General features: G+C 50.0%; 24 protein-coding genes. 6 read left to right on the plus strand and 18 right to left on the minus strand.

What is annotated here, in order from left to right; all coding sequences use genetic code 11:
- Positions 1–33: 33 nt before the first annotated feature.
- From accB to QQK89_RS17275, 10 genes are all read right to left on the minus strand, one after another.
- Positions 34–531: an acetyl-CoA carboxylase biotin carboxyl carrier protein gene (accB, locus tag QQK89_RS17230; RefSeq protein WP_284239875.1), complete on the minus strand. Its 498-nt coding sequence runs from the start codon at positions 529–531 to the stop codon at positions 34–36.
- A gap of 250 nt (positions 532–781) precedes the next feature.
- Positions 782–1,405 carry a SpoIIIAH-like family protein gene (locus QQK89_RS17235; protein ID WP_284239876.1) on the minus strand — a complete coding sequence of 208 codons (624 nt, stop codon included), beginning with the start codon at positions 1,403–1,405 and terminating at the stop codon, positions 782–784.
- 27 nt (positions 1,406–1,432) lie between these two features.
- Entirely contained in the window at positions 1,433–2,065 is a 633-nt protein-coding gene (gene spoIIIAG / locus QQK89_RS17240) for a stage III sporulation protein AG (protein WP_284239877.1), read from the minus strand.
- A gap of 21 nt (positions 2,066–2,086) precedes the next feature.
- A complete protein-coding gene (gene spoIIIAF / locus QQK89_RS17245; RefSeq protein ID WP_284239878.1) occupies positions 2,087–2,824 on the minus strand; it encodes a stage III sporulation protein AF in 738 nt (245 codons plus the stop codon).
- 37 nt (positions 2,825–2,861) lie between these two features.
- Entirely contained in the window at positions 2,862–4,100 is a 1,239-nt protein-coding gene (gene spoIIIAE, locus QQK89_RS17250; protein WP_284239879.1) for a stage III sporulation protein AE, read from the minus strand.
- Between the two features lie 4 nt (positions 4,101–4,104).
- Positions 4,105–4,500, minus strand: coding sequence for a stage III sporulation protein AD (gene spoIIIAD / locus QQK89_RS17255; protein ID WP_284240197.1), 396 nt, complete (start codon positions 4,498–4,500; stop codon positions 4,105–4,107).
- A 35-nt stretch (positions 4,501–4,535) separates the two neighbouring features.
- Entirely contained in the window at positions 4,536–4,739 is a 204-nt protein-coding gene (gene spoIIIAC, locus QQK89_RS17260; RefSeq protein ID WP_015843896.1) for a stage III sporulation protein AC, read from the minus strand.
- A 15-nt stretch (positions 4,740–4,754) separates the two neighbouring features.
- The gene (gene spoIIIAB / locus QQK89_RS17265) at positions 4,755–5,273 is read right to left on the minus strand and encodes a stage III sporulation protein SpoIIIAB (protein ID WP_284239880.1); all 519 of its coding nucleotides are present in this window, start codon (positions 5,271–5,273) and stop codon (positions 4,755–4,757) included.
- Positions 5,270–6,322 (minus strand): stage III sporulation protein AA, encoded by a 1,053-nt coding sequence (gene spoIIIAA, locus QQK89_RS17270; protein ID WP_284239881.1) that lies wholly within the window; start codon positions 6,320–6,322, stop codon positions 5,270–5,272. The genes spoIIIAB and spoIIIAA overlap by 4 nt, the downstream gene beginning before the upstream one ends.
- Positions 6,323–6,416: 94 nt before the next feature.
- Positions 6,417–6,683 carry a YqhV family protein gene (locus QQK89_RS17275; protein WP_284239882.1) on the minus strand — a complete coding sequence of 89 codons (267 nt, stop codon included), beginning with the start codon at positions 6,681–6,683 and terminating at the stop codon, positions 6,417–6,419.
- A gap of 197 nt (positions 6,684–6,880) precedes the next feature.
- Between QQK89_RS17275 and QQK89_RS17280 the strand changes: the two genes are divergently transcribed.
- The 3 genes from QQK89_RS17280 (at position 6,881) to QQK89_RS17290 (ending at position 8,992) form a co-directional block, all read left to right on the plus strand.
- Positions 6,881–7,708, plus strand: a complete 828-nt coding sequence (locus QQK89_RS17280) for a phosphosulfolactate synthase (protein ID WP_284239883.1) — start codon at positions 6,881–6,883, stop codon at positions 7,706–7,708.
- A 29-nt stretch (positions 7,709–7,737) separates the two neighbouring features.
- The gene (locus tag QQK89_RS17285) at positions 7,738–8,460 is read left to right on the plus strand and encodes a 2-phosphosulfolactate phosphatase (RefSeq protein ID WP_284239884.1); all 723 of its coding nucleotides are present in this window, start codon (positions 7,738–7,740) and stop codon (positions 8,458–8,460) included.
- Positions 8,461–8,530: 70 nt separating this feature from the next.
- A complete protein-coding gene (locus tag QQK89_RS17290; RefSeq protein ID WP_284239885.1) occupies positions 8,531–8,992 on the plus strand; it encodes a DUF441 domain-containing protein in 462 nt (153 codons plus the stop codon).
- A 255-nt stretch (positions 8,993–9,247) separates the two neighbouring features.
- On the opposite strand, the gene QQK89_RS17295 is transcribed toward QQK89_RS17290, so the two are convergent.
- From QQK89_RS17295 to QQK89_RS17315, 5 genes are all read right to left on the minus strand, one after another.
- Positions 9,248–10,501 (minus strand): aspartate kinase, encoded by a 1,254-nt coding sequence (locus tag QQK89_RS17295; RefSeq protein WP_284239886.1) that lies wholly within the window; start codon positions 10,499–10,501, stop codon positions 9,248–9,250.
- 147 nt (positions 10,502–10,648) lie between these two features.
- Positions 10,649–11,209 (minus strand): elongation factor P, encoded by a 561-nt coding sequence (gene efp, locus QQK89_RS17300; protein WP_284239887.1) that lies wholly within the window; start codon positions 11,207–11,209, stop codon positions 10,649–10,651.
- A gap of 37 nt (positions 11,210–11,246) precedes the next feature.
- Positions 11,247–12,320, minus strand: a complete 1,074-nt coding sequence (locus QQK89_RS17305) for a M24 family metallopeptidase (protein WP_284239888.1) — start codon at positions 12,318–12,320, stop codon at positions 11,247–11,249.
- A gap of 14 nt (positions 12,321–12,334) precedes the next feature.
- Positions 12,335–12,781 carry a type II 3-dehydroquinate dehydratase gene (gene aroQ, locus QQK89_RS17310; RefSeq protein ID WP_284239889.1) on the minus strand — a complete coding sequence of 149 codons (447 nt, stop codon included), beginning with the start codon at positions 12,779–12,781 and terminating at the stop codon, positions 12,335–12,337.
- Between the two features lie 95 nt (positions 12,782–12,876).
- A complete protein-coding gene (locus tag QQK89_RS17315; protein WP_284239890.1) occupies positions 12,877–13,404 on the minus strand; it encodes a YqhR family membrane protein in 528 nt (175 codons plus the stop codon).
- Positions 13,405–13,627: 223 nt separating this feature from the next.
- Between QQK89_RS17315 and QQK89_RS17320 the strand changes: the two genes are divergently transcribed.
- A complete protein-coding gene (locus tag QQK89_RS17320) occupies positions 13,628–14,533 on the plus strand; it encodes a DUF1385 domain-containing protein (protein WP_434481718.1) in 906 nt (301 codons plus the stop codon).
- 29 nt (positions 14,534–14,562) lie between these two features.
- Positions 14,563–14,859: a hypothetical protein gene (locus QQK89_RS17325; protein ID WP_284239892.1), complete on the plus strand. Its 297-nt coding sequence runs from the start codon at positions 14,563–14,565 to the stop codon at positions 14,857–14,859.
- On the opposite strand, the gene QQK89_RS17330 is transcribed toward QQK89_RS17325, so the two are convergent.
- On the minus strand, positions 14,856–15,785 hold the full coding sequence (locus QQK89_RS17330) for a patatin-like phospholipase family protein (RefSeq protein WP_284239893.1): 930 nt from the start codon (positions 15,783–15,785) through the stop codon (positions 14,856–14,858). The two genes, QQK89_RS17325 and QQK89_RS17330, sit on opposite strands and share 4 nt — an antisense overlap.
- Positions 15,786–15,932: 147 nt before the next feature.
- On the opposite strand from QQK89_RS17330, the gene QQK89_RS17335 reads away from it, so the two are divergent.
- Positions 15,933–16,511: a uracil-DNA glycosylase family protein gene (locus QQK89_RS17335; RefSeq protein ID WP_284239894.1), complete on the plus strand. Its 579-nt coding sequence runs from the start codon at positions 15,933–15,935 to the stop codon at positions 16,509–16,511.
- A 515-nt stretch (positions 16,512–17,026) separates the two neighbouring features.
- Here QQK89_RS17335 and mntR read toward each other — a convergent pair.
- Together mntR and QQK89_RS17345 are read right to left on the minus strand one after the other, a co-directional pair.
- Positions 17,027–17,449 (minus strand): transcriptional regulator MntR, encoded by a 423-nt coding sequence (gene mntR, locus QQK89_RS17340; protein ID WP_284239895.1) that lies wholly within the window; start codon positions 17,447–17,449, stop codon positions 17,027–17,029.
- Between the two features lie 111 nt (positions 17,450–17,560).
- On the minus strand, positions 17,561–18,277 hold the full coding sequence (locus tag QQK89_RS17345) for a cytochrome c biogenesis CcdA family protein (RefSeq protein ID WP_284239896.1): 717 nt from the start codon (positions 18,275–18,277) through the stop codon (positions 17,561–17,563).
- Between the last annotated feature and the right edge of the window lie 11 nt (positions 18,278–18,288).

The raw sequence follows: 18,288 nt of genomic DNA on the forward strand, positions 1-18,288 counted from the left end.
CAGGCAACAATTTCTCCAAATTCGGAGTTAGGCTTATTCCGGTTTAACAAGGAAGAGCGGCTGGCCGTATTCAACCAATTGGCCGTTCGTCACCAGAACCTCAACGATCTCGCCGCGAACTTCCGCTTCCAGTTCATTCATCAGTTTCATTGCTTCAAGGATACACACAACACTCTTCTCGGATACGCGGTCGCCGGCTTTCACGAATTCCGCAGCGTCCGGAGACGGGGAACTGTAGAACGTGCCGACCATTGGCGATACAATCTGATGCAGGTTGTCCGTATTCGGACGGGCGCTAGGCGCGCTTGCTTGTACAGCCGCGACAGGAGCTTCTGCTACCGGCTGAGGTGCAAGTACAGGCGCCTGCGTATATGTATGCGTAATTGGGGCTGCTGCTTGTACATTCACCACTTCGGTTTTGCCAGGCTTGCGAATGAATAAGCGTGCTCCTTCGTTTTCGATCTCCAGCTCATGAACGGAAGTCTGATCAACCAGTTTGATCAATTCCTTAATCTCGCTCAATTTGAACATGAATAGTTTTCACTCCTTAAAAGTTTCCGAAGCCTTCTGCTTCGTATGCGTTTTCTCAGATGGAAATAGCATGATTCAGTTTCATTGGATAATGTTAGTTATCCTTCACATAACGTCTAACATTATATCACAAACGCGGCGGAACACGAATCAATTTTTTAACCTGCCTTTACAAACGGCCTAACATATCAGGCAAAGAAGAAGCCGGCAAGGGTCTTTAGCCCTGCCGGCTTCTCCATATTTGTCCACATTATGGAATGAATTGTACGGAAACTTGATCCGCGTCTACCCCTAACGTTTTCATAACCAGATCGATAATGTTGGCAGCTTGGCTCTTATCCAGCTTATCGCTCTCAACGAGAACTTTGTAGCCATTGCCTTCTTCATTGACGATTGCTTGCTGGAAGCTCTTCATCAATTCGTTCTCGATGCTCGTTAATTTGGAGTTTTTCTCTTCAAGCTGATCGAGCTGTTCCATGGCCGCTTTGCTGTCCTCAGGGTCTTGCAAATTGGTGATGTCTGCCAGGAGTTTATCCTGTTGCTCGTTGTTCGACTGGCTGCGCTTCTCTTCGGCTTGGGCAAATTCGCTGTTGTCCACTCCGCCCTGCGCCTCAATCTGATTAAGAACTTCCTTATCTTGCTCGGAGATGCCGCTGTTGTCTGCCGCTGCGTTATCCGCAGGGTCTACTTGATCAACCACAATCTGGCTATTGCCCGCATTTGCTTCCGTTGCACCGGCCTTTTGCTCCGTCTGTGTGCCGTCAGAGAGCATGTCAGGCGATTTGGTGTCTTGCGTAAACAGGTAGTACGCGGATAATACAACCATCAAACTCAGCATGGATACGAGCCAAATTGTTTGTCTTTTCGTGTTCATAGAACACCCTCCTCAAATTGGTTATTATCATTGCTTGCTTGGCGCTACGGATATGCGGTTGGCCGGTACGTTTACGCCCTTCTCCACCGCGTCTATAATAAGGCGTCTCACGGTCTGGTTCTCCGCGCCTTTGGCGACGATAAGCACACCGCGAATGCTCGGGTTAATCTTCTTCGTCACAATCGGCTTCTGATCGCCCGCGACTTCAACAATGACAATCTGGCCATTCTTATTGATCGCCGTGATATGCCGTTTGCCGCCGTTGCGGTCATTCTCGTCCGTAATGGACTGGTCCACCTGATCGTTTGTCGCGTATACGGTCTCTTCCGTAGAATCAATCGTCACGAGAACATCTACCGAGCTGACACCAACGATTTTCTCCAAAATCTCTTTCAAGCGGTTCTCAAGCGGCCTTTCGAATTGGGCAAAAGGCGAAGCATCTTCTGCCGGTTCTCCCCATGTTGCTGTTGATTCCTGCGGAGGCGGGTTGGCATCCTGCGTCACGGTATCCACCTTGTCGAATTTCAGAAAGGAGTTGAGCAGCATGAGGGCCGCTCCTATACAACCGATAACGAGAAGCAGTCTAAATGTCTTAACCCGCTTCGGACCGCCCGGACCGCCGCCCACCATCGATTCCAGACCACTCAGCCATTTGGCCACTGTCGCTTCCTCTCCTTTTCCTTAGTTGCTGCTTCCTGCCCGCTGCCTGATCTGAATGCTGCCGGGATTAACCGCCCATCCTTCAGCGAGCAGATTCCGGATTTCCTTGCCAACCTCAGCATTCGCCTGAACCCAGCCGTCTTGTCCGCCGTTTGGATCATCCTGCTTCTTTGCCGCTTCGCCAGCATCCGATTGAACGTCTACGTCATTGATATCTACCTGAACGGCAGTCACTTCCTGCACTTCATCCCCGGTTGACGATGGGGCATCAGCCGGCTTCTTCTGTTCATCGGGCTCGGGCAAAGACACCAGCACCGATTCTAACGAAGGCGTCATCTTCTGCCCTTGCTTTTCCCAACTAAGCGTGACGTCTACCGCTTCCACCTGTTGTCCCGTCTGCTTGGTTACCGCGCTCTTCATCGCCGATTCCAGCGTTTGCTCCATTAATGCCGCCGCGTCGCTCTCTTGCTTCTCGTTTAGTTGTTCCGCTTTTTTCTGGATGTCGCTTAAGGTTGGCATCTTCACTTCCCGCTTCACTTCCAACTGGTCCCAATGCGTAATTCCGTCTTTCAGCTTGGCGTTGAAATCCCCTTGCAGAAGGCGCAGAATCGGAGACATGATGGTTAGCAGAATGAGAAGTCCGATGACCAGCCTCGCATACCTAAGCATCGCTTTGTTCGGAAGCAGAAGCTCGACGAATGCAGCCAGCAGAATGACTGCGATAATATCTCTCAGCCAATCGCTGAGCCAGGCAATCATCTCATCGCCCCCTTTGATATCCTGCCGCAACTTCCCATCATCGGACCATCAGAGCGGCGTTGCCGGCTGTCAGCACGATCGTAACGGCGAGGAAGAACATGAGACTTACGGCGGCAAGGGCTGCGAATACGTAGATCATCGTTTTGCCTATCGTGGATAAGCAAGTGACGATCGGCGAATCGCCAAGCGGCTGCATGACCGCGGCTGAAACATTGTAGATCAGCGCCAGCGTCAATATTTTGACGGCGGGGAACGCGCATAGGAACAGTAGAATAATGACGCCTGCCAGTCCGATTGCATTTTTGGCAAGCAGGGAAGCAGATATGACCGTATCCGCAGCATCCGTGAACATCCGTCCGACCACCGGAACAAAGTTGCCGGTCACAAACTTGGCCGTCCTCATCGTAATTCCGTCCGTTACCGCTCCTTTAGCCCCTTGCACCGAAAGAACGCCGAGAAACACAGTGACCAGTACCCCCATGATGCCTACCCCGATATTCCGGAGCAAATTCGCCAGCTGGGTGACTTTGAATTTATCCGTTAGCGCGCTCACGATATGCAAGACGGCCGAGAAGAACAGCAGCGGAAACACAATGGTGTAGATGACGGTTCCGACCGTATTGATCATGAAGATAATTAGCGGATGCAGAATCGATACGGTCAGCACGTTTCCCATCGCGGCGAGCAATGTCAGAAGAAGCGGCATCATGGCTAACATGAACTGGATCATGGTACCGATTGCGTCTTTGGCGTAACCGATAGCTACGTGGAAGCTATTAACGGCAATGATGATCAGCACCATGTAAGTGATTGAATAAGCCACCTTGCTGACGGCATTCCGTTCAAAAGCGTTTTGCAGCGTTTCCAGCACCATGCTGAACACGGTGAGCATAACGATAGTGACTAGTAATTTGCCGTTATACAACACTTCGTGGAAGAAGTAACCAAGCAGCCCTTTAACCACGGTAGAGAGCTTCAGCCCTTCGCCGCCGGGCTTCAGCATGTCGAAGAAGGTTGGCATTTTCTCATCCGGAAAATATCCGCCGTACTCCTCTTTCAACCGGCTCCAGTAGTTTTCAACCGTTTCGGTGTCGAGCCCTTTAAGCTGGCTTTCGGTCAACTGGTCCGTCATGGCCGTATCGCTCTGCTGCTGCCCTGTCGCTTCTGCCGGCGCGTTCTCCGCTGCCGAGACCGGAATGGCCAGAAACATACTGACCAGCCAGGCGATCAGCAGAAAAGCGAATAACCGGAAGGTATACGCATACAGCTTGTTCATCCGTTTACCCCCCCGCCGGCAGCAGCCCCATTACGGTCTCGACGATTACGCTTATAATCGGAACCGCCATGACAAGAATAAGCACCTTCCCGGCAAACTCAATTCTCGATGCGATGCTCTCTTGACCGGCATCTCTTACTATCTGCGCTCCAAATTCGACGATATAGGCGATGCCGATAATTTTCAGAATCGTCTTCAAGTAAATGGAAGGTATGCCGGAGCGGTCCGCCAAATCCTCAAGCACCGTGATGACGGAATCGATTTTACCGATGAGGAAGATGAAGATAAACAGTCCGGTAAAAGCCGCAAGCAGAAAGGCGAATAATGGCTTCTGCTCTCGGACGACAATAATGAGAATAGTGGCGATCAGCCCGAGGCCGACGATCTGAATAATCTCCAACTTCATTCACCTACTTGCGGCTTCTTTCGAACGTTTTATTGAAACAGGAAGATTGTCTTGATTTCTTGAAACAAATCGTTCAGCAGCCGAATGACCATAAACAGGACAACGACAAAGCCGATCAGCGTAACCCATTGCGCCATATCCTCTTTCCCCATCTGCTTCAGTACCGTATGAATCATGCCAATAATAATTCCGATACCTGCAATTTGGAAAATAGCGCTCACATCCATATTCATTTGAGCGGCACCCCACTAAACCATCAATATCACGACGAGCACGGCAATCAGCACGCCCAGGCTTTTCCACATCTTCTCATAACGCGTTTGGTCCTCTCTTGCAGCGTCTTCCTCTGCTTTCAGTTGCAGCAGCGCCAGGTGGATATGTTTCAGTTGATCCTCCTTATCGCTTATGCCTAGAGTAGAACCAAGCCGGTGCATGATCGAAAGCTCGGTCTTCTTCAGCGCCGTCGATCCCCATCCGCTAGTCATCGCTTGCTCCCAGCTCTCGCGAAAGGTTAGCCCTTCGGGTCCGTTTACTCGTTCAGTGGCATCCCGGAACAATCCTGCCAAAGGCTCCGGCACCGCATCGGCCGTTCGCTCCATTGCTTCCGGCAGCGGAGTATGGCCATAACCGATTTCCGTCTCGAGCCTTTGAAGCGCATGAGCCAACTGGCGAAGCTGCCTGGGTCTTGCCGCCAATCTAGCTGCCTGCTGAAAGCCGATCATCGTACCTGCGAATAGGATCAATACAGCGCCTAGCAGCTTGATCAAGGGCCATCGCCCCTTTGCATCCCGGCGTAAGCCTGCTCTTGCTCGCCGATAGAAGCAGTTGCAGTAGGCTCCCGCGCGGCAGCGGGCAGCTTGTCTCTCCTGTCCGCGGCAATAACCCGGTGCATGAACCCGTCAGCAGATCGTTTCAACTCCACGACGTAAGTAAAAGCGCCTTCCTCCAGCAGTTGCCTAAGTACCGGCCTTCCTCGGGCATCCTGCAAGTCGTAAGCATGGGCGGTTGCAATAACGCTTATCCCTGCGTGACTCGCTTCGCGAATCGCGTCTCCATCTTCCGGCCGGCCGATTTCATCAACAATAACGACATCGGGTGACATCGAGCGAAGCAGCATCATCATTCCTTCCGCCTTTGGACAAGCGTCCATCACATCGGTTCGCGGTCCAACATCGAAAGTTGGAATACCTCTCACGCAAGCGGCAATCTCCGACCGTTCATCCACGATCGCAACTTTGCGGCCGGACCAACCCGCCGCATGCTCAAACATTCCCCAATGTCCATAGCTGATCGAGCGGGCTATATCTCTGACAATGGTTGTTTTCCCTTGCTGGGGTGGAGCGAGAATCAATGTTGAATGAACGGACTTACGGTTCTTGTCCAGCAGCTTCGGCAGCAAATTCCGGGCTGAACCTACTACCTCCCGGGCAATCCGGATATTGAATCCGCCAATATCCCGAATTCCTCGGACATGACCGCCGTCCAGAATCGTTCGCCCGGCTAGTCCAATCCGATGCCCTCCCGCAACAGTAATGAATCCCCTCTTTAACTCCTCTTCCATGGCGTATAGCGAATGATTCGTAATTTTCTCCAGCAGCTTCCGGCAAGTATCCGCGTTAGGCTTGTACGCTCCGTCACTGCCTGCACGAAGAGTTCCATCAGATGCGGCAAAACGGGACTGTCCCCGCACGCCGAGCTCCAGCGGCCGGCCTTCCCGAATCCGTATTTCTTCCAACTGCTCCATTGCCGATTCGGGCAGCTTATCCAGCACCGCCTTCAGCTCCGGCGGAAGCAAATGCATGATACGGTCCAGCATAAGTCATCACTCCCGGATGAAAAGTCCTTCGTACTCTTATTTGTATGCTTGCCTCACTAGAATATGTCCAACAACTTGCAGATTTAATAGATTGCTATTTTTTTAAAATGCCAATAAGCAAACAGAGCACGCCCGCGGTTACCCATGCCATCTTTCCGAATGAAAGCTTGTCTGTCATGCCAATGAGACCAATCGTTGTTGTGGCGATTAATATAAAAGGTCCTACTAATGCGAGAGATGAATTGACGACTAATGCTTTGTCGATCTGGTTCAACCTAAGCATGAGCAGAGCCGCGCAAATCTCGATCGTTCCCGATGTAAGCCGTAAAGACGCCATGGTGAGTACGATTTTATTCAACATCACCGTTCACCTCCTTGTCCGACGCCAAATCTTGCAGGCCTTATTCCAGCTATTTCATAAATCAGCATCCCTTTCATCCTATGAAGCTCGTCTCTTATTCATGCTTACCGCACGGGCACACGCCCAGCACCTCCTGCATATATTGCTCCATGCCCCGCCCTCAAGCGGGAATCATCATATGTTAGGAGTCAACTCCCATGACAACAGCGAGCAAAGCGGTTTGGCACCGCACTTTGCATGATCCGAGCGGTTACCGCGATTACGGCCCTGCAAGCCAAAAGGGAAAAACGATGGTCATCGACAAAGGTATCGGGCTAGGTAGCTTTGCCGATTTCTTGCAAGTGGCCGGCCGCTATGTGGATGTGATCAAGCTTGGATTCGGAACGGCTGTTTTGTATGAGCCGGAATTTCTCAAAAGTAAAATCGAGCTTGCCAAAAAAAGCGGGATAATCATCATGCCGGGGGGCACATTGCTTGAAACCGCTGTTCAGCAGCGATTAGCCGCATCGTTCTTCGATACGATCTGCGAGCTTGGGTTTAACGGCATTGAGGTATCTGACGGCACGATCGAGCTGGGTCGAAATCAGCGGACAGAGCTGATCAAAGAGGGCAAACAAAGAGGGCTGCTTGTTCTTACCGAATACGGCAAAAAATCAGCAGGATCACTAATAGATCCGGAGGAACTGGCGGTTACAGCCGATTATGATCTGGCAGCCGGCGCTGCCTGGGTTACGGTTGAAGCCAGGGAATCGGGATTGGACGTAGGTCTGTTTGATGAAAAGGGCAACTGCAGGGAACAAACCATCGAGCAGATTCTGGCTGAAATGACCTCCCAGGACTGCCTGATGTGGGAAGCTCCGTTAAAGCAGCAGCAGGCATATTTGCTTCAACAATTCGGGCCAAACGTCCATCTGGGCAACATTCAGCCTAGTGACGCCTTGGCTCTAGAGGCAATGCGCCGCGGACTCCGTTCCGATACGTTTGAATTCGGAATGCGGGAGGAGCCTGCCCACTATATGATTTAAAGCAACAACAGAAAGGAAGAGCGATTGCTATGCAAGTGCAAGTCATTTCAAGCGTGAATGAAGCCAGCTCCGCACAATTCGTCCACAAAACGGCTATGATTATCGACGTGCTCCGGGCCACGAGCTCCATTATTACAGCGCTGGCTACCGGCTCCTCCGGCGTCATTCCCGTGGAGACCGTAATGGAAGCCCGTACAGCGCAGCAGGAAGGCGATTTGCTCTGCGGAGAACGCTTCTGCAAAAAAATCCCCGGCTTCGATCTTGGAAACTCGCCTGAAGAGTTTCTGATGAACGCGGTTAAAGACCGTCGCGTCATCTTGACGACAACTAACGGCACCAGAGCCATTCATAAATCAACAAGAGCGGAAACGATGTTGATTGCTGCTTTGCTGAATGCTTCCGCATGTGCCAAGACGGCAATCGATCTAAGGCGGGATGTTGTTATTTTATGTGCGGGAAGCCATGATGAATTTGCCATTGAGGATGGATTATGTGCCGGACTTCTTCTTTCCAGGATGCAGAGATTATGTTCTGCCCCGCTCGAGATTGATGACTTCGGACTCGCCATGCTATCACTCTATCAAGACCGTGCCAACCAGATAAAAGAAACCATCCTCTCAGGAGCAACAGGCAAACGCCTGATTAAGCTCGGCATGGCCAGAGATATTGATATTTGTTCGGAGGTTGACACCTATACCATTGTTCCGCGGCTGCAGTCCAGCGGGGATTTGTTGCTCTGCTCCTGCCACTGACATAATCGCGATAGGATGTCCATATAATGGAGCAAGCAGTTTATCCGCTTCGTGACTGGAGTCCAAATCAATGACCGGTGAATTGATATTAGTAGGTTTAATCGTGATTGGCCTGATTGGGCGTTCGCCTATTATAGCAACGGCAGCGTGCGTGCTGCTTGCCGTTAAGCTTCTGCATCTAAGCCGGTTCCTGCCTTCGATCGAACGTCGGGGGCTGGAGCTTGGTTTATTGTTTCTGACGCTCAGCGTTCTCGTGCCCTTTGCTTCCGGCAAGGTCCAAATGAAAGAATTGATTGCCGCCTTTAATACATGGCCAGGCTGGCTTGCCTTAATTGGAGGAGCCGCTGCCGCCTACATGAATGCCAAAGGACTCGATTTGCTTAAGCTTGATCCTCAAATGGTCGTCGGGCTTGTGATCGGTTCGATCTTCGGCATTATTTTTCTGCGCGGCATTCCGGTTGGTCCACTTATGGCAGCCGGGATTACGGCGATTTTGTACAAGGTGTTTAAGTTAATGAGCGGAGGAGGATAAACGGCGAATTATTCTCGGGTTAAAGACCAAACTGCGCATTGAATATTCTTCCGATCGCCATTGCTCGGGGATTCCGCTGAATTAAATTTTAGCAGTAGGAATCCCCAGAGCAAAAGCGAACGTTATCACTTCTACAGAATCATTCAACGCTCCGTTTGGATTTAACCTGTCAAATAGATCGCCGTTTATTGTGGAAGGGCCGAAAAAAAAGCCGTGCAGCTAACCTGCACGGCCATTTTTTATGATCAAAACTTATTAACGGCGGTCTTGAGGTCCGCCGACGAATACTTGCTCAGCTGTGTCCAGACCATAAGCCGTATGAAGGGCGCGTACAACGTCCTGCAGAGGCTCAGCCGCGATAATGCATGAAACTTTGATTTCGGATGTGCTAACCATCTTAATGCTAACGCCCAGCTCCGAGATTGCGGCAAACATCGTTGCAGCTACTCCAGGATTGCTAACCATTCCCGCGCCAACGATCGATACCTTCACAAGATTGTCTTCCGAAGTCACTTCGTTGAAAGGCACTTGGTCGCGGTTGCCGCTAATTACTTCAACGGCACGCGCAATATCATCACCGGAAACAGTGAAGGAGAAATCCGCTTTACCGTCTTTAACACCGCTTTGCACGATAACGTCAACATCAATGCCGTTATTCGCAAGGGAACCAAATACTTTGGCGAGTACGCCCGGTACATCCTCAACGCCGAGAATGCTGATTCTTGCTACATTTTTGTCAAAAGCGATACCGCGTACAACTACACCTTGCTCCATGACCGCTTCCTCCTTCACACTTGTACCTTCGTTTTGCGTAAAGCTGGAACGTACAACAAGCTTCACATTGTTATGCTTTGCGTATTCCACCGCGCGCGGGTGAAGAACGGCAGCTCCCAAATGCGCCAGCTCCAGCATTTCGTCATACGAAATTTCATTCAATTTGCGAGCGCATTTCACGACGCGCGGGTCTGTCGAATAAATCCCGTCAACATCTGTGTAAATTTCGCACACATCCGCTTGAATGGCTGCGGCAAGCGCTACGGCTGTCGTATCCGATCCGCCGCGTCCAAGCGTTGTGATGTCGCCGTCTTCCGTCATGCCTTGGAAGCCCGCTACGATAACCACATTGCCCGCATCCAATTCTTTGAACAAACGATCAGGACGAATATCTGTAATCTTCGCCTTGCTGTGTACTGCTTCCGTCCGAATGCCAGCTTGCCAGCCTGTCAACGAAACCGCATTGTGGCCGAGCTGGTGAATCGTCATCGACAATAGTGCAACCGATATTTGTTCACCTGTCGTCAGCAACATATCCATTTCCCGCGCAGGCGGGTTTGGATTCAGTTGCTTAGACTGATCAATTAAATCATCCGTTGTATCTCCCATTGCGGATACGACAACCACAACGCGGTTACCCGCCGAACTGCTGTCTATAATCCGCTTTGCAACACGCTGCATCCGCTCCGGCGATCCTACCGAGCTTCCGCCAAACTTCATCACTATCAACGACAAAGCTGATTCACTCCCAACCTTGACATATAACATACAAGTCAATAGTATAGCACAATTTCGGCTTGTCTGGGTATATCCGCCCACTGATTTTGTCGAAAAATAAAAAGCCGCCCGAATCCATGATTCGAACGGCTTGTCTTGTATTATCTATGCGCGGGAGATGTATTTGCCTTCGCGAGTATCGATCAGGAGCACATCGCCTTCGTTGATGAACAATGGTACTTGAACGTTCAGGCCAGTTTCAACCTTAGCATTCTTCGTCGCGCCTTGCGCCGTATTGCCTTTAACGGCAGCATCTGTTTCAACAACTTTCAGATCAACGCTGTTTGGCATTTGAATACCGATGATTTCGCCTTGGTAGCTGGAGATGTTAACAGTCATGTTCTCTTTCAGGAAGTTCAGTTCCCACTCGAGTTGTTTGTAGTCCAGACCAAATTGGTCATAAGTCTCGTTATCCATGAATGTGTACTCATCGCCGGAGTTGTACAAGTATTGAACTGCACGGTTCTCGATGATCGCGCGGCCGATTGTTTCGCCTGCGCGGAATGTTTTTTCCACAACGTTGCCGTTACGGAGGTTTCTCAGCTTGGAGCGTACGAATGCCGCGCCTTTACCTGGTTTTACGTGTTGGAACTCGGTAACCGAGAAAATATCGCCGTCAACTTCGACGGTCAAGCCTGTTTTGAAATCGTTAACTGAAACTGTCACTTCAAATTCCCTCCTGAAATAGCTGCTTTAATAGTCCTTAACCCAGAGTTATCAATTGTTTCGGGGATGAGGTTAATATTTTAATACCGGACTCCGTGATGACGATATCGTCTTCAATCCGCACTCCGCCAAAGCCGGGGAGGTAGATGCCTGGTTCAACCGTCACAGTCATTCCGGGGGTTAAAATCGTATCGCTGTTTCGTGCGAGGCGCGGATATTCGTGAATTTCCATTCCCAGTCCGTGCCCGGTGCTGTGGCCAAAGTTATCGCCATAGCCGTATTTCGTAATAATATCGCGCGTAAGCGCATCGGCTTCATGCCCAGTCATACCCGGACGAATCTGTTCCAGCGCATGAAGTTGTGCTTCCAGCACGATACCGTAAATCTCGCGGTGCTTATCGGTTGGCGTCCCCACAACGACCGTACGGGTAAGGTCGGAACAATATCCTTTGTAATAAGCGCCAAAATCAAGCTTTACAAACTCATTATTGCCAATAACGCGCTCGCTAGCCACGCCATGCGGCAAAGCAGACCGTTCTCCGGACGCGACAATCGTGTCAAAGGACGAAGAAGTTGCGCCGTTTTTGCGCATAAACATCTCCATCTCAAGAGCGATTTCGCTTTCCTTCACGCCTGGCTTAATGAATGACTGGATATGCTGGAACGTTGCATCGGCCAAATCAGCCGCTTCCTGCATAATTTGCAGCTCGGCATCGTCCTTGATCATCCGCAGCTTCTCGACAAGTCCGGCTACCGGCACCAGCTTAATATCGCCAAGGTCTTCACTCCAGGCCGCATATTGGCTGTACACGACCTGATCCTGTTCAAATGCCGCCCTTCGAATTCCTTTGCCTGCCAGAAAATCGCGGATATTCGCAATCGCTTTCGGACCGTGTTCAATGATTTGGAAAGATGCCGCCTGCTGCGGTGCCTGCGTCATATAACGGAAATCCGTAAACAAAACCTGGTCTTGCGGCGTGATCACTACCGTTCCGGATGATCCCGTAAACCCGCTAAGATACCGCCGGTTATGCTCGCTCCCGATAATGATCGCTTCGAGGCCTTGTTCGGCCATTACTTCTCTCAGCCGATTTACTCTCTCGAGTGACATGTTATGCTCCCCTTTCACGCAACACCATTTTGAAGCTTTGCAACAAGCGCTGCAAGTCCAAGCTCATAGCTTTGACCGCCAAAGCCGGCGATTTGACCAATCGCCACCGGAGCAATGACCGATACATGACGGAATGATTCGCGTTTATGTATATTGGACAGATGCACCTCTACAACCGGAAGAGCTACCGTGCTTAACGCATCTCTCAGCGCATAGCTGTAATGCGTTAACGCACCCGGATTAATGAGTATGCCATCCGCTTGCCCGAATGAACTATGTATCCGGTCTATTAAAGCGCCCTCGTGATTGGATTGGAAAAACTCCAACTCCACGCCGAGCTGCAAGGCTTGCTCTTGCAATTTCGCTTCGATCTGAGCCAATGTTTCTGTGCCGTACACGCCTGGCTCACGTACGCCAAGCATATTTAAGTTAGGCCCGTTCAAAACAACAATTCTAAGCAATTTCGCACCTCCCAATCAGCGGAAATCTTGCACCTAGCCAAAGATCATTAGCCATTTTACCACAACTAACCGCTTCTTGAGAAGTCGCAACTGCTTTAATGTGCGCCAATCGGCTCCCGCGACGCTTCGTCCGTAAATTCGAAGGCGATGGAATACCCGATAAATAGTCCCCATAAGAGGAAAATGCACAGTTCGGAAAACAGCGTGTTCCAGCCAGCAACCGTAATCTGGCGGGACATTCCGGTAATAGGACCGAGCAATACGAACAAGATCAGCCACCACCCGAGGCCATACAATATACCTGGCCATGGTCCTCTTAATTTCCCGAGCAGCACTTTATACAGCATTGCCGCAAGAATAGAAAAAACGACGTAAAAAGCAATTCCGACCACGTATCCCCAGCCCGTTTTCAAAAAAGAAGATTTGAAAAAAGGATCGACAATAAACCCGGGAAGCTCGAGCGTAAACTTCATTTCAAAAAACAGCCAGCGGACGATCCCCCAGATCATGCCCGCAAAAAAGCCAATCACGCTGCTAAATAACCATGGATTGGTATGATGTTCCCCTTTATATTGCCTGCTGTTTGGTTTGGTTTGACCTTCTTTTGCCTGAGATGCTGCCATTGTTATGCCTCCATTCATGATCCGTTTGGAACCTACTCCTAGTATGCAACGTTAGCTCCGCGGATAACCAAGATGATGGCTGTGGCAAATCTACAACTGATCAAGTACAATAGATTTATACCTTTCGTCACCTGATCGGGACGATACTATTAAGGAAGGTGACAAGCTCTTGTCTCAGAACCCTACAAGCATTTACGGCGGACAAGCTGTAATCGAAGGCGTTATGTTTGCCGGCAAGCATGTGAATGTAACCGCTGTACGCCGGAAAAACGATGAAATTGTATTTTACGAGGTGCCGCGCACGACGAAGCGATGGGTTCAATCGCTTAAGAGAATCCCTCTTGTGAGAGGCGTTGTTGGAATCATCGATTCCAGCGCCAAGGGCTCTCAACATTTGAACTTCTCCATGGAGGCTTATGCGGAGGACGAGACTTCGGACATGTCCGAAGAGGAAAAAGCAGCCGCCCAGAAAAAAGAGAAGTCCGGCTGGAGCCTTGGCATGATTGTTGGCGTTGCGGCTGCAGGCGTTATCTCGTTCATATTCGGCAAGCTTCTTCTCACCGCTGCCCCGGCAGCTCTTGAAAGTTTGCTGTTTCAGAATGTATTCGAGAACAAAGTTGGTCATAACCTATTAGAAGGACTTATTAAACTGATCATACTGCTTGTTTATTTGTATCTCATGTCATTGACGCCGCTTATTAAACGGCTTTTCCAATATCATGGCGCGGAACACAAAGTAATCAGCGCATATGAAGCAGGCGAAGAATTAACCGTCGGCAATGTGCAAAAGTACAGCAGGCTGCATTACCGCTGCGGCAGCAGCTTTATCATTTTTACGGTTATCGTGGGGGTTATCATTTATTCCCTTCCGATCTTTGACTGGGATACGATTTGGGAGCGTGTCTACATCCGCATTCTGCTTCTTCCCGTAACGCTCGGGATCTCTTACGAAGTGCTCCGCTGGACAAACGCATTGCGTGATGTTCCCGTATTGCGCTACCTGGGCTACCCTGGATTGTGGCTTCAACTGCTTACAACCAAAGAACCTAAGGATGATCAAGTAGCCGTATCGATCGCATCCTTCAACCGGATGCGCGAGCTCGACAAAGAAATTAGCGTAAAAGCTTAATCCATTCAACATAAAGGACAGGTGATATTATGCCGCGGAGATGGAACGCATCGTCTATCATCGTGCTGACCCTTTTGGCCATCGGGATTTTATACGGAATCGGACAGCACCTTACTTCGTTTCTAATCCCTATCATCGTTCTAGGCGCCATATTCCTGTTGTATAAATATCCGCCTAACACTTGGGGTACCCGCGTGCGGGTCAGGCAGCAGCCTTATGTAAAACAAACAAAAACGACTCCCCGGCAGAAGCCGAAATCCCGCCGGGCACCGTTCCGGGTTATTGATGGCGGCAAAGATGATGATGATCTGCCGAAATACCATTAATGGCGAAATCCTTCGAAAAATTGATTCGCTGCCCGAAAGCCGGATTGAAACAGCAGCTCCACCATCCCTTCCGGCAAATGAAACTGTGTTGTCCGAACGCCTAAGGTTGGAATTTTGACCGTCCGGTCACGGGCATACTTCTTAATGTACCGCTCATCATGAGCCTGCATCATCGTCTCGAATATCGCTTCAAGCATAGACAACGGACCGCGTATTTCATGCGGTTCGTTGTTGTTTTTACCGACCATTTGGAAGCCGACCGTCGGAACCGGATTTTCCCTGCCGGCCTGCTCCCGGTCAAATAACCATAGCGGAAAATTGCTCAAGAGCCCTCCGTCAACAATATAAGCTTGCTGCAGCTTTGGCTTTTCCGTTGCCGTATTCGTAGAAGACAGCAGCTTGGAATAACGGACAATTACCGGATCGAAAAAATACGGAATGCTTGCGCTCATCCTTACCGCTCTGGCAATACTAAACTTTTTTGGATCCATGCCGTAAATCTTGATATCCTCCGGCAAAACAAGCAGTCTTCCATTTGTAATATCCGAAGCGACGATACGGAGCTTGCAGTCCGGCAAATCCCCAAACGTTCTGATCCCCTTCGCCTCAAGCAGGCTTGAAACCCAATATTCGAACGCTTCGCCGCTGTAAAGCCCTTTCTTGACGAGCAAACGCAACGCAGGACTAATGACTTTCATATTGAATATGAACGAACGTTTCAGAAACGACGTAAATGGCGTGTTTTCTACAATTCGTTTAATCTCCAGACCGCTGTAATTGGCAGCCAGCAATGTCGCAATAATAGCGCCGCTCGACGTACCAGCCACCTGTTCAAATTTAATGCCCTGCATTTCCGCCGCTCTCACCGCGCCAGCCAGCGATATGCCCTTTACTCCTCCACCTTCGAACACCGCATTAATTTTCACTTCCGCATCCTCCGGACAACGGAAGCAGTGCTCATATCGCTTCCATCAGAAGAATATATGCCAGGTAGAATTGTCTACATGCAACAGTATCCGAAATAAGCAAAGTCGTTTAAACTAGAAGAAAATAAAGACATCGGAGACTAAGGCATGAGTTTTCATGAACTAAAAGAACAAATAAGTTTGTGTCAAGATTGCAGGCAGAAATTCGGATTCACTCCCCATCCTATCTTTCGCGGGACGGCCAACTCCAAAATTATGCAAATCGGTCAAGCGCCGTCCAAGAAGGTGCATGAGAGCGGCTTGCCGTTTAACGACCCTTCTGGAGCTAAATTAAAATACCAATGGTATGAGATCACAGACGATATTTTCTACGATGAAAATAATTTCTATATGACGGGATTAGCCCATTGCTTCCCGGGCAAACATCCCAAAGGCGGGGACAATCCTCCTCCACTCGCCTGTGCGAATAAATGGCTGGCCAAAGAAATAGTAATGGTGGACAACGATCTCTATATCATCATTGGCGCTCGCGCAGCAAAATATTTGTTCCCGAAAGAGAGTTTTGAAGATTTGGTCTTTCGAGACTCGCAGTTTAATGGCAAACCGGCCATTGTACTCCCCCATCCGTCACCGCTTAATGTTCGGTGGTTCAAGTCCCATCCTTCGTTCGAAGAAAAGAGAGTACCAGAGATCAGGGAGATGATCTGGGATGTTCTAGGTCTTTGATAATGAGCCCGCAGGTTTAGCCGCGGGTTTCGGGGTTTCGGGGTTTCGGGGTTTCGGGGTTTCGGGGTTTCGGGGTTTCGATTTGAGCGGCAGCCGATGAGGCGCCGGAGCATGGAGATCTCCTGCAGGAGCGGAGCGTCCGCCTTTGTCCGGGGATTGCAACCTATGCAGCAGCTTATTCAAGCAATCCCCGGACAACAGTGGCCAAAAGCCAAGATCCCCATGCTCCTAGCCCACGATTCGGCTCAGCCCGAGCGGCCCTCCCTCCAAAAGCCCGCCGGTCTCGCGGCGGGTTTTTGGAGTTGTCTTGCCACAGCCAGAGAAGACGGCGCCGGGGCACGGGGTACCTCCTGAGGAGCGGAGCGTCCGCCTTTGTCTTTCTTTTGCCACCTCAACAACTCCATTCGAGGCAAAAGAAAGGCAACCGCGGCCGAAGGAGGTACCCCGTGCCCCAAGCAGCCCCTCCGGCCAAACAGCAAGACAACTAAAAAAGCCCGCCGCAAGCGGCGAGCTTTTCATTCCGTTTCTAATTCAGTCCGGATCCCTCTAAGCTCGTCCAAACGAGCGGGCTCACGGTTAAAGTATTCGACCAATGTCTCGATGCATGTGATCGAATCCCAGCTTAAATGATGCTCAATACCTTCCACGTCGCGGTAGATGTTCTCTTCCTGCACGCCGATAATCGTCAGGAAAGATTCAAGCAGATGATGGCGGTCAACGAGCCGTTTGCCCATCTTTTTCCCTTTGCTTGTCAGAACAAGTCCCCGGTACTTCTCATAGATCAGATAATTATCTTTGTCCAGCTTTTGAATCATCTTTGTGACAGATGAAGGATGCACCTCAAGCCCTTCAGCTATATCCGAAACGCGCGCATAGCCCTTTTCGTCAATAAGTTTATAAATACGTTCCAAATAGTCTTCCATGCTCGGAGTCGGCAATTTAAGAAGAACCCCCTAACCTTGCATTCTACACCTTGTCTCTGGCGTTACTCTTAGTATCATACAACGATTTTTAATGCCACTGCAAGCCGATTTGACCGCGTTTCTCCATTAAAACTTCATAAAAGCAGGCGTCACTTGGTTCAACCAAATGGTAATTTTCGTCATTTGATCGGTAAATAGCAAAATCCCCATCAGTACCATAACGCCCCCGCCAATCCGCATGACGATCGACGAATATCTCAGCAGCCAACGGGCCGAACCGAGGAAAAAGGCCAACAGGAAAAACGGAATCGCAAAACCAAGGGCATACGAAGTCGTAAGCTGGAACCAGGTTCCCGGCTTAGACGCCGCCAAAGCTAAAATCGCGGTTAATGCAGGTCCAATACATGGCGTCCATCCTGCGGAGAAGCCAACTCCAAAAATAAAGGAGCCGAGATAGCCTGTTTTTTTGGTCGGATCAAAATGGAACCGACGCTCCTTCATCAGTGCCTGCGGCTGAAAGATTCCGGCAAGAAACAAACCCATCAATACAATCAATATCGCGGACAATTTGCGGATAAGATCCTCGTATTGGCTGAAAAACTCCGCAAATACATTGGAACCGTATCCAAGCGTGTAATAGACCGTACAAAATCCCAATATGAAAAACAAGGTGTGGGACATTGTCCTCACTCTCATCTGGGACGTGTGGTTATTATTCTTCAAATCACTAACGGAAATGCCGGTTATGTAAGATAAATATGAAGGATATAAAGGCAGGCAGCAAGGCGAGATAAATGAAGCAAAGCCGGCGCCGAACGCCAGCCATACGTTAATGTTATCCAAAACTAAACACC

Origin of the sequence: Paenibacillus glycanilyticus (assembly GCF_030161375.1) — a bacterium.
Classification (GTDB): Bacteria; Bacillota; Bacilli; order Paenibacillales; family Paenibacillaceae; genus Pristimantibacillus; species Pristimantibacillus glycanilyticus_B.

Excerpts from the sequence above, each read along its gene's own strand:
- accB (WP_284239875.1), bottom strand. The coding sequence starts at position 531 with ATGTTCAAATTGAGCGAGATTAAGGAATTGATCAAACTGGTTGATCAG.
- QQK89_RS17235 (WP_284239876.1), bottom strand. The coding sequence starts at position 1,405 with ATGAACACGAAAAGACAAACAATTTGGCTCGTATCCATGCTGAGTTTG.
- spoIIIAF (WP_284239878.1), bottom strand. The coding sequence starts at position 2,824 with ATGATTGCCTGGCTCAGCGATTGGCTGAGAGATATTATCGCAGTCATT.
- spoIIIAE (WP_284239879.1), bottom strand. The coding sequence starts at position 4,100 with ATGAACAAGCTGTATGCGTATACCTTCCGGTTATTCGCTTTTCTGCTG.
- spoIIIAC (WP_015843896.1), bottom strand. The coding sequence starts at position 4,739 with ATGAATATGGATGTGAGCGCTATTTTCCAAATTGCAGGTATCGGAATT.
- spoIIIAA (WP_284239881.1), bottom strand. The coding sequence starts at position 6,322 with ATGCTGGACCGTATCATGCATTTGCTTCCGCCGGAGCTGAAGGCGGTG.
- QQK89_RS17275 (WP_284239882.1), bottom strand. The coding sequence starts at position 6,683 with ATGTTGAATAAAATCGTACTCACCATGGCGTCTTTACGGCTTACATCG.
- QQK89_RS17280 (WP_284239883.1), top strand. The coding sequence starts at position 6,881 with ATGACAACAGCGAGCAAAGCGGTTTGGCACCGCACTTTGCATGATCCG.
- QQK89_RS17285 (WP_284239884.1), top strand. The coding sequence starts at position 7,738 with ATGCAAGTGCAAGTCATTTCAAGCGTGAATGAAGCCAGCTCCGCACAA.
- QQK89_RS17290 (WP_284239885.1), top strand. The coding sequence starts at position 8,531 with ATGACCGGTGAATTGATATTAGTAGGTTTAATCGTGATTGGCCTGATT.
- QQK89_RS17305 (WP_284239888.1), bottom strand. The coding sequence starts at position 12,320 with ATGTCACTCGAGAGAGTAAATCGGCTGAGAGAAGTAATGGCCGAACAA.
- QQK89_RS17315 (WP_284239890.1), bottom strand. The coding sequence starts at position 13,404 with ATGGCAGCATCTCAGGCAAAAGAAGGTCAAACCAAACCAAACAGCAGG.
- QQK89_RS17320 (WP_434481718.1), top strand. The coding sequence starts at position 13,628 with ATGTTTGCCGGCAAGCATGTGAATGTAACCGCTGTACGCCGGAAAAAC.
- QQK89_RS17325 (WP_284239892.1), top strand. The coding sequence starts at position 14,563 with ATGCCGCGGAGATGGAACGCATCGTCTATCATCGTGCTGACCCTTTTG.
- QQK89_RS17335 (WP_284239894.1), top strand. The coding sequence starts at position 15,933 with ATGAGTTTTCATGAACTAAAAGAACAAATAAGTTTGTGTCAAGATTGC.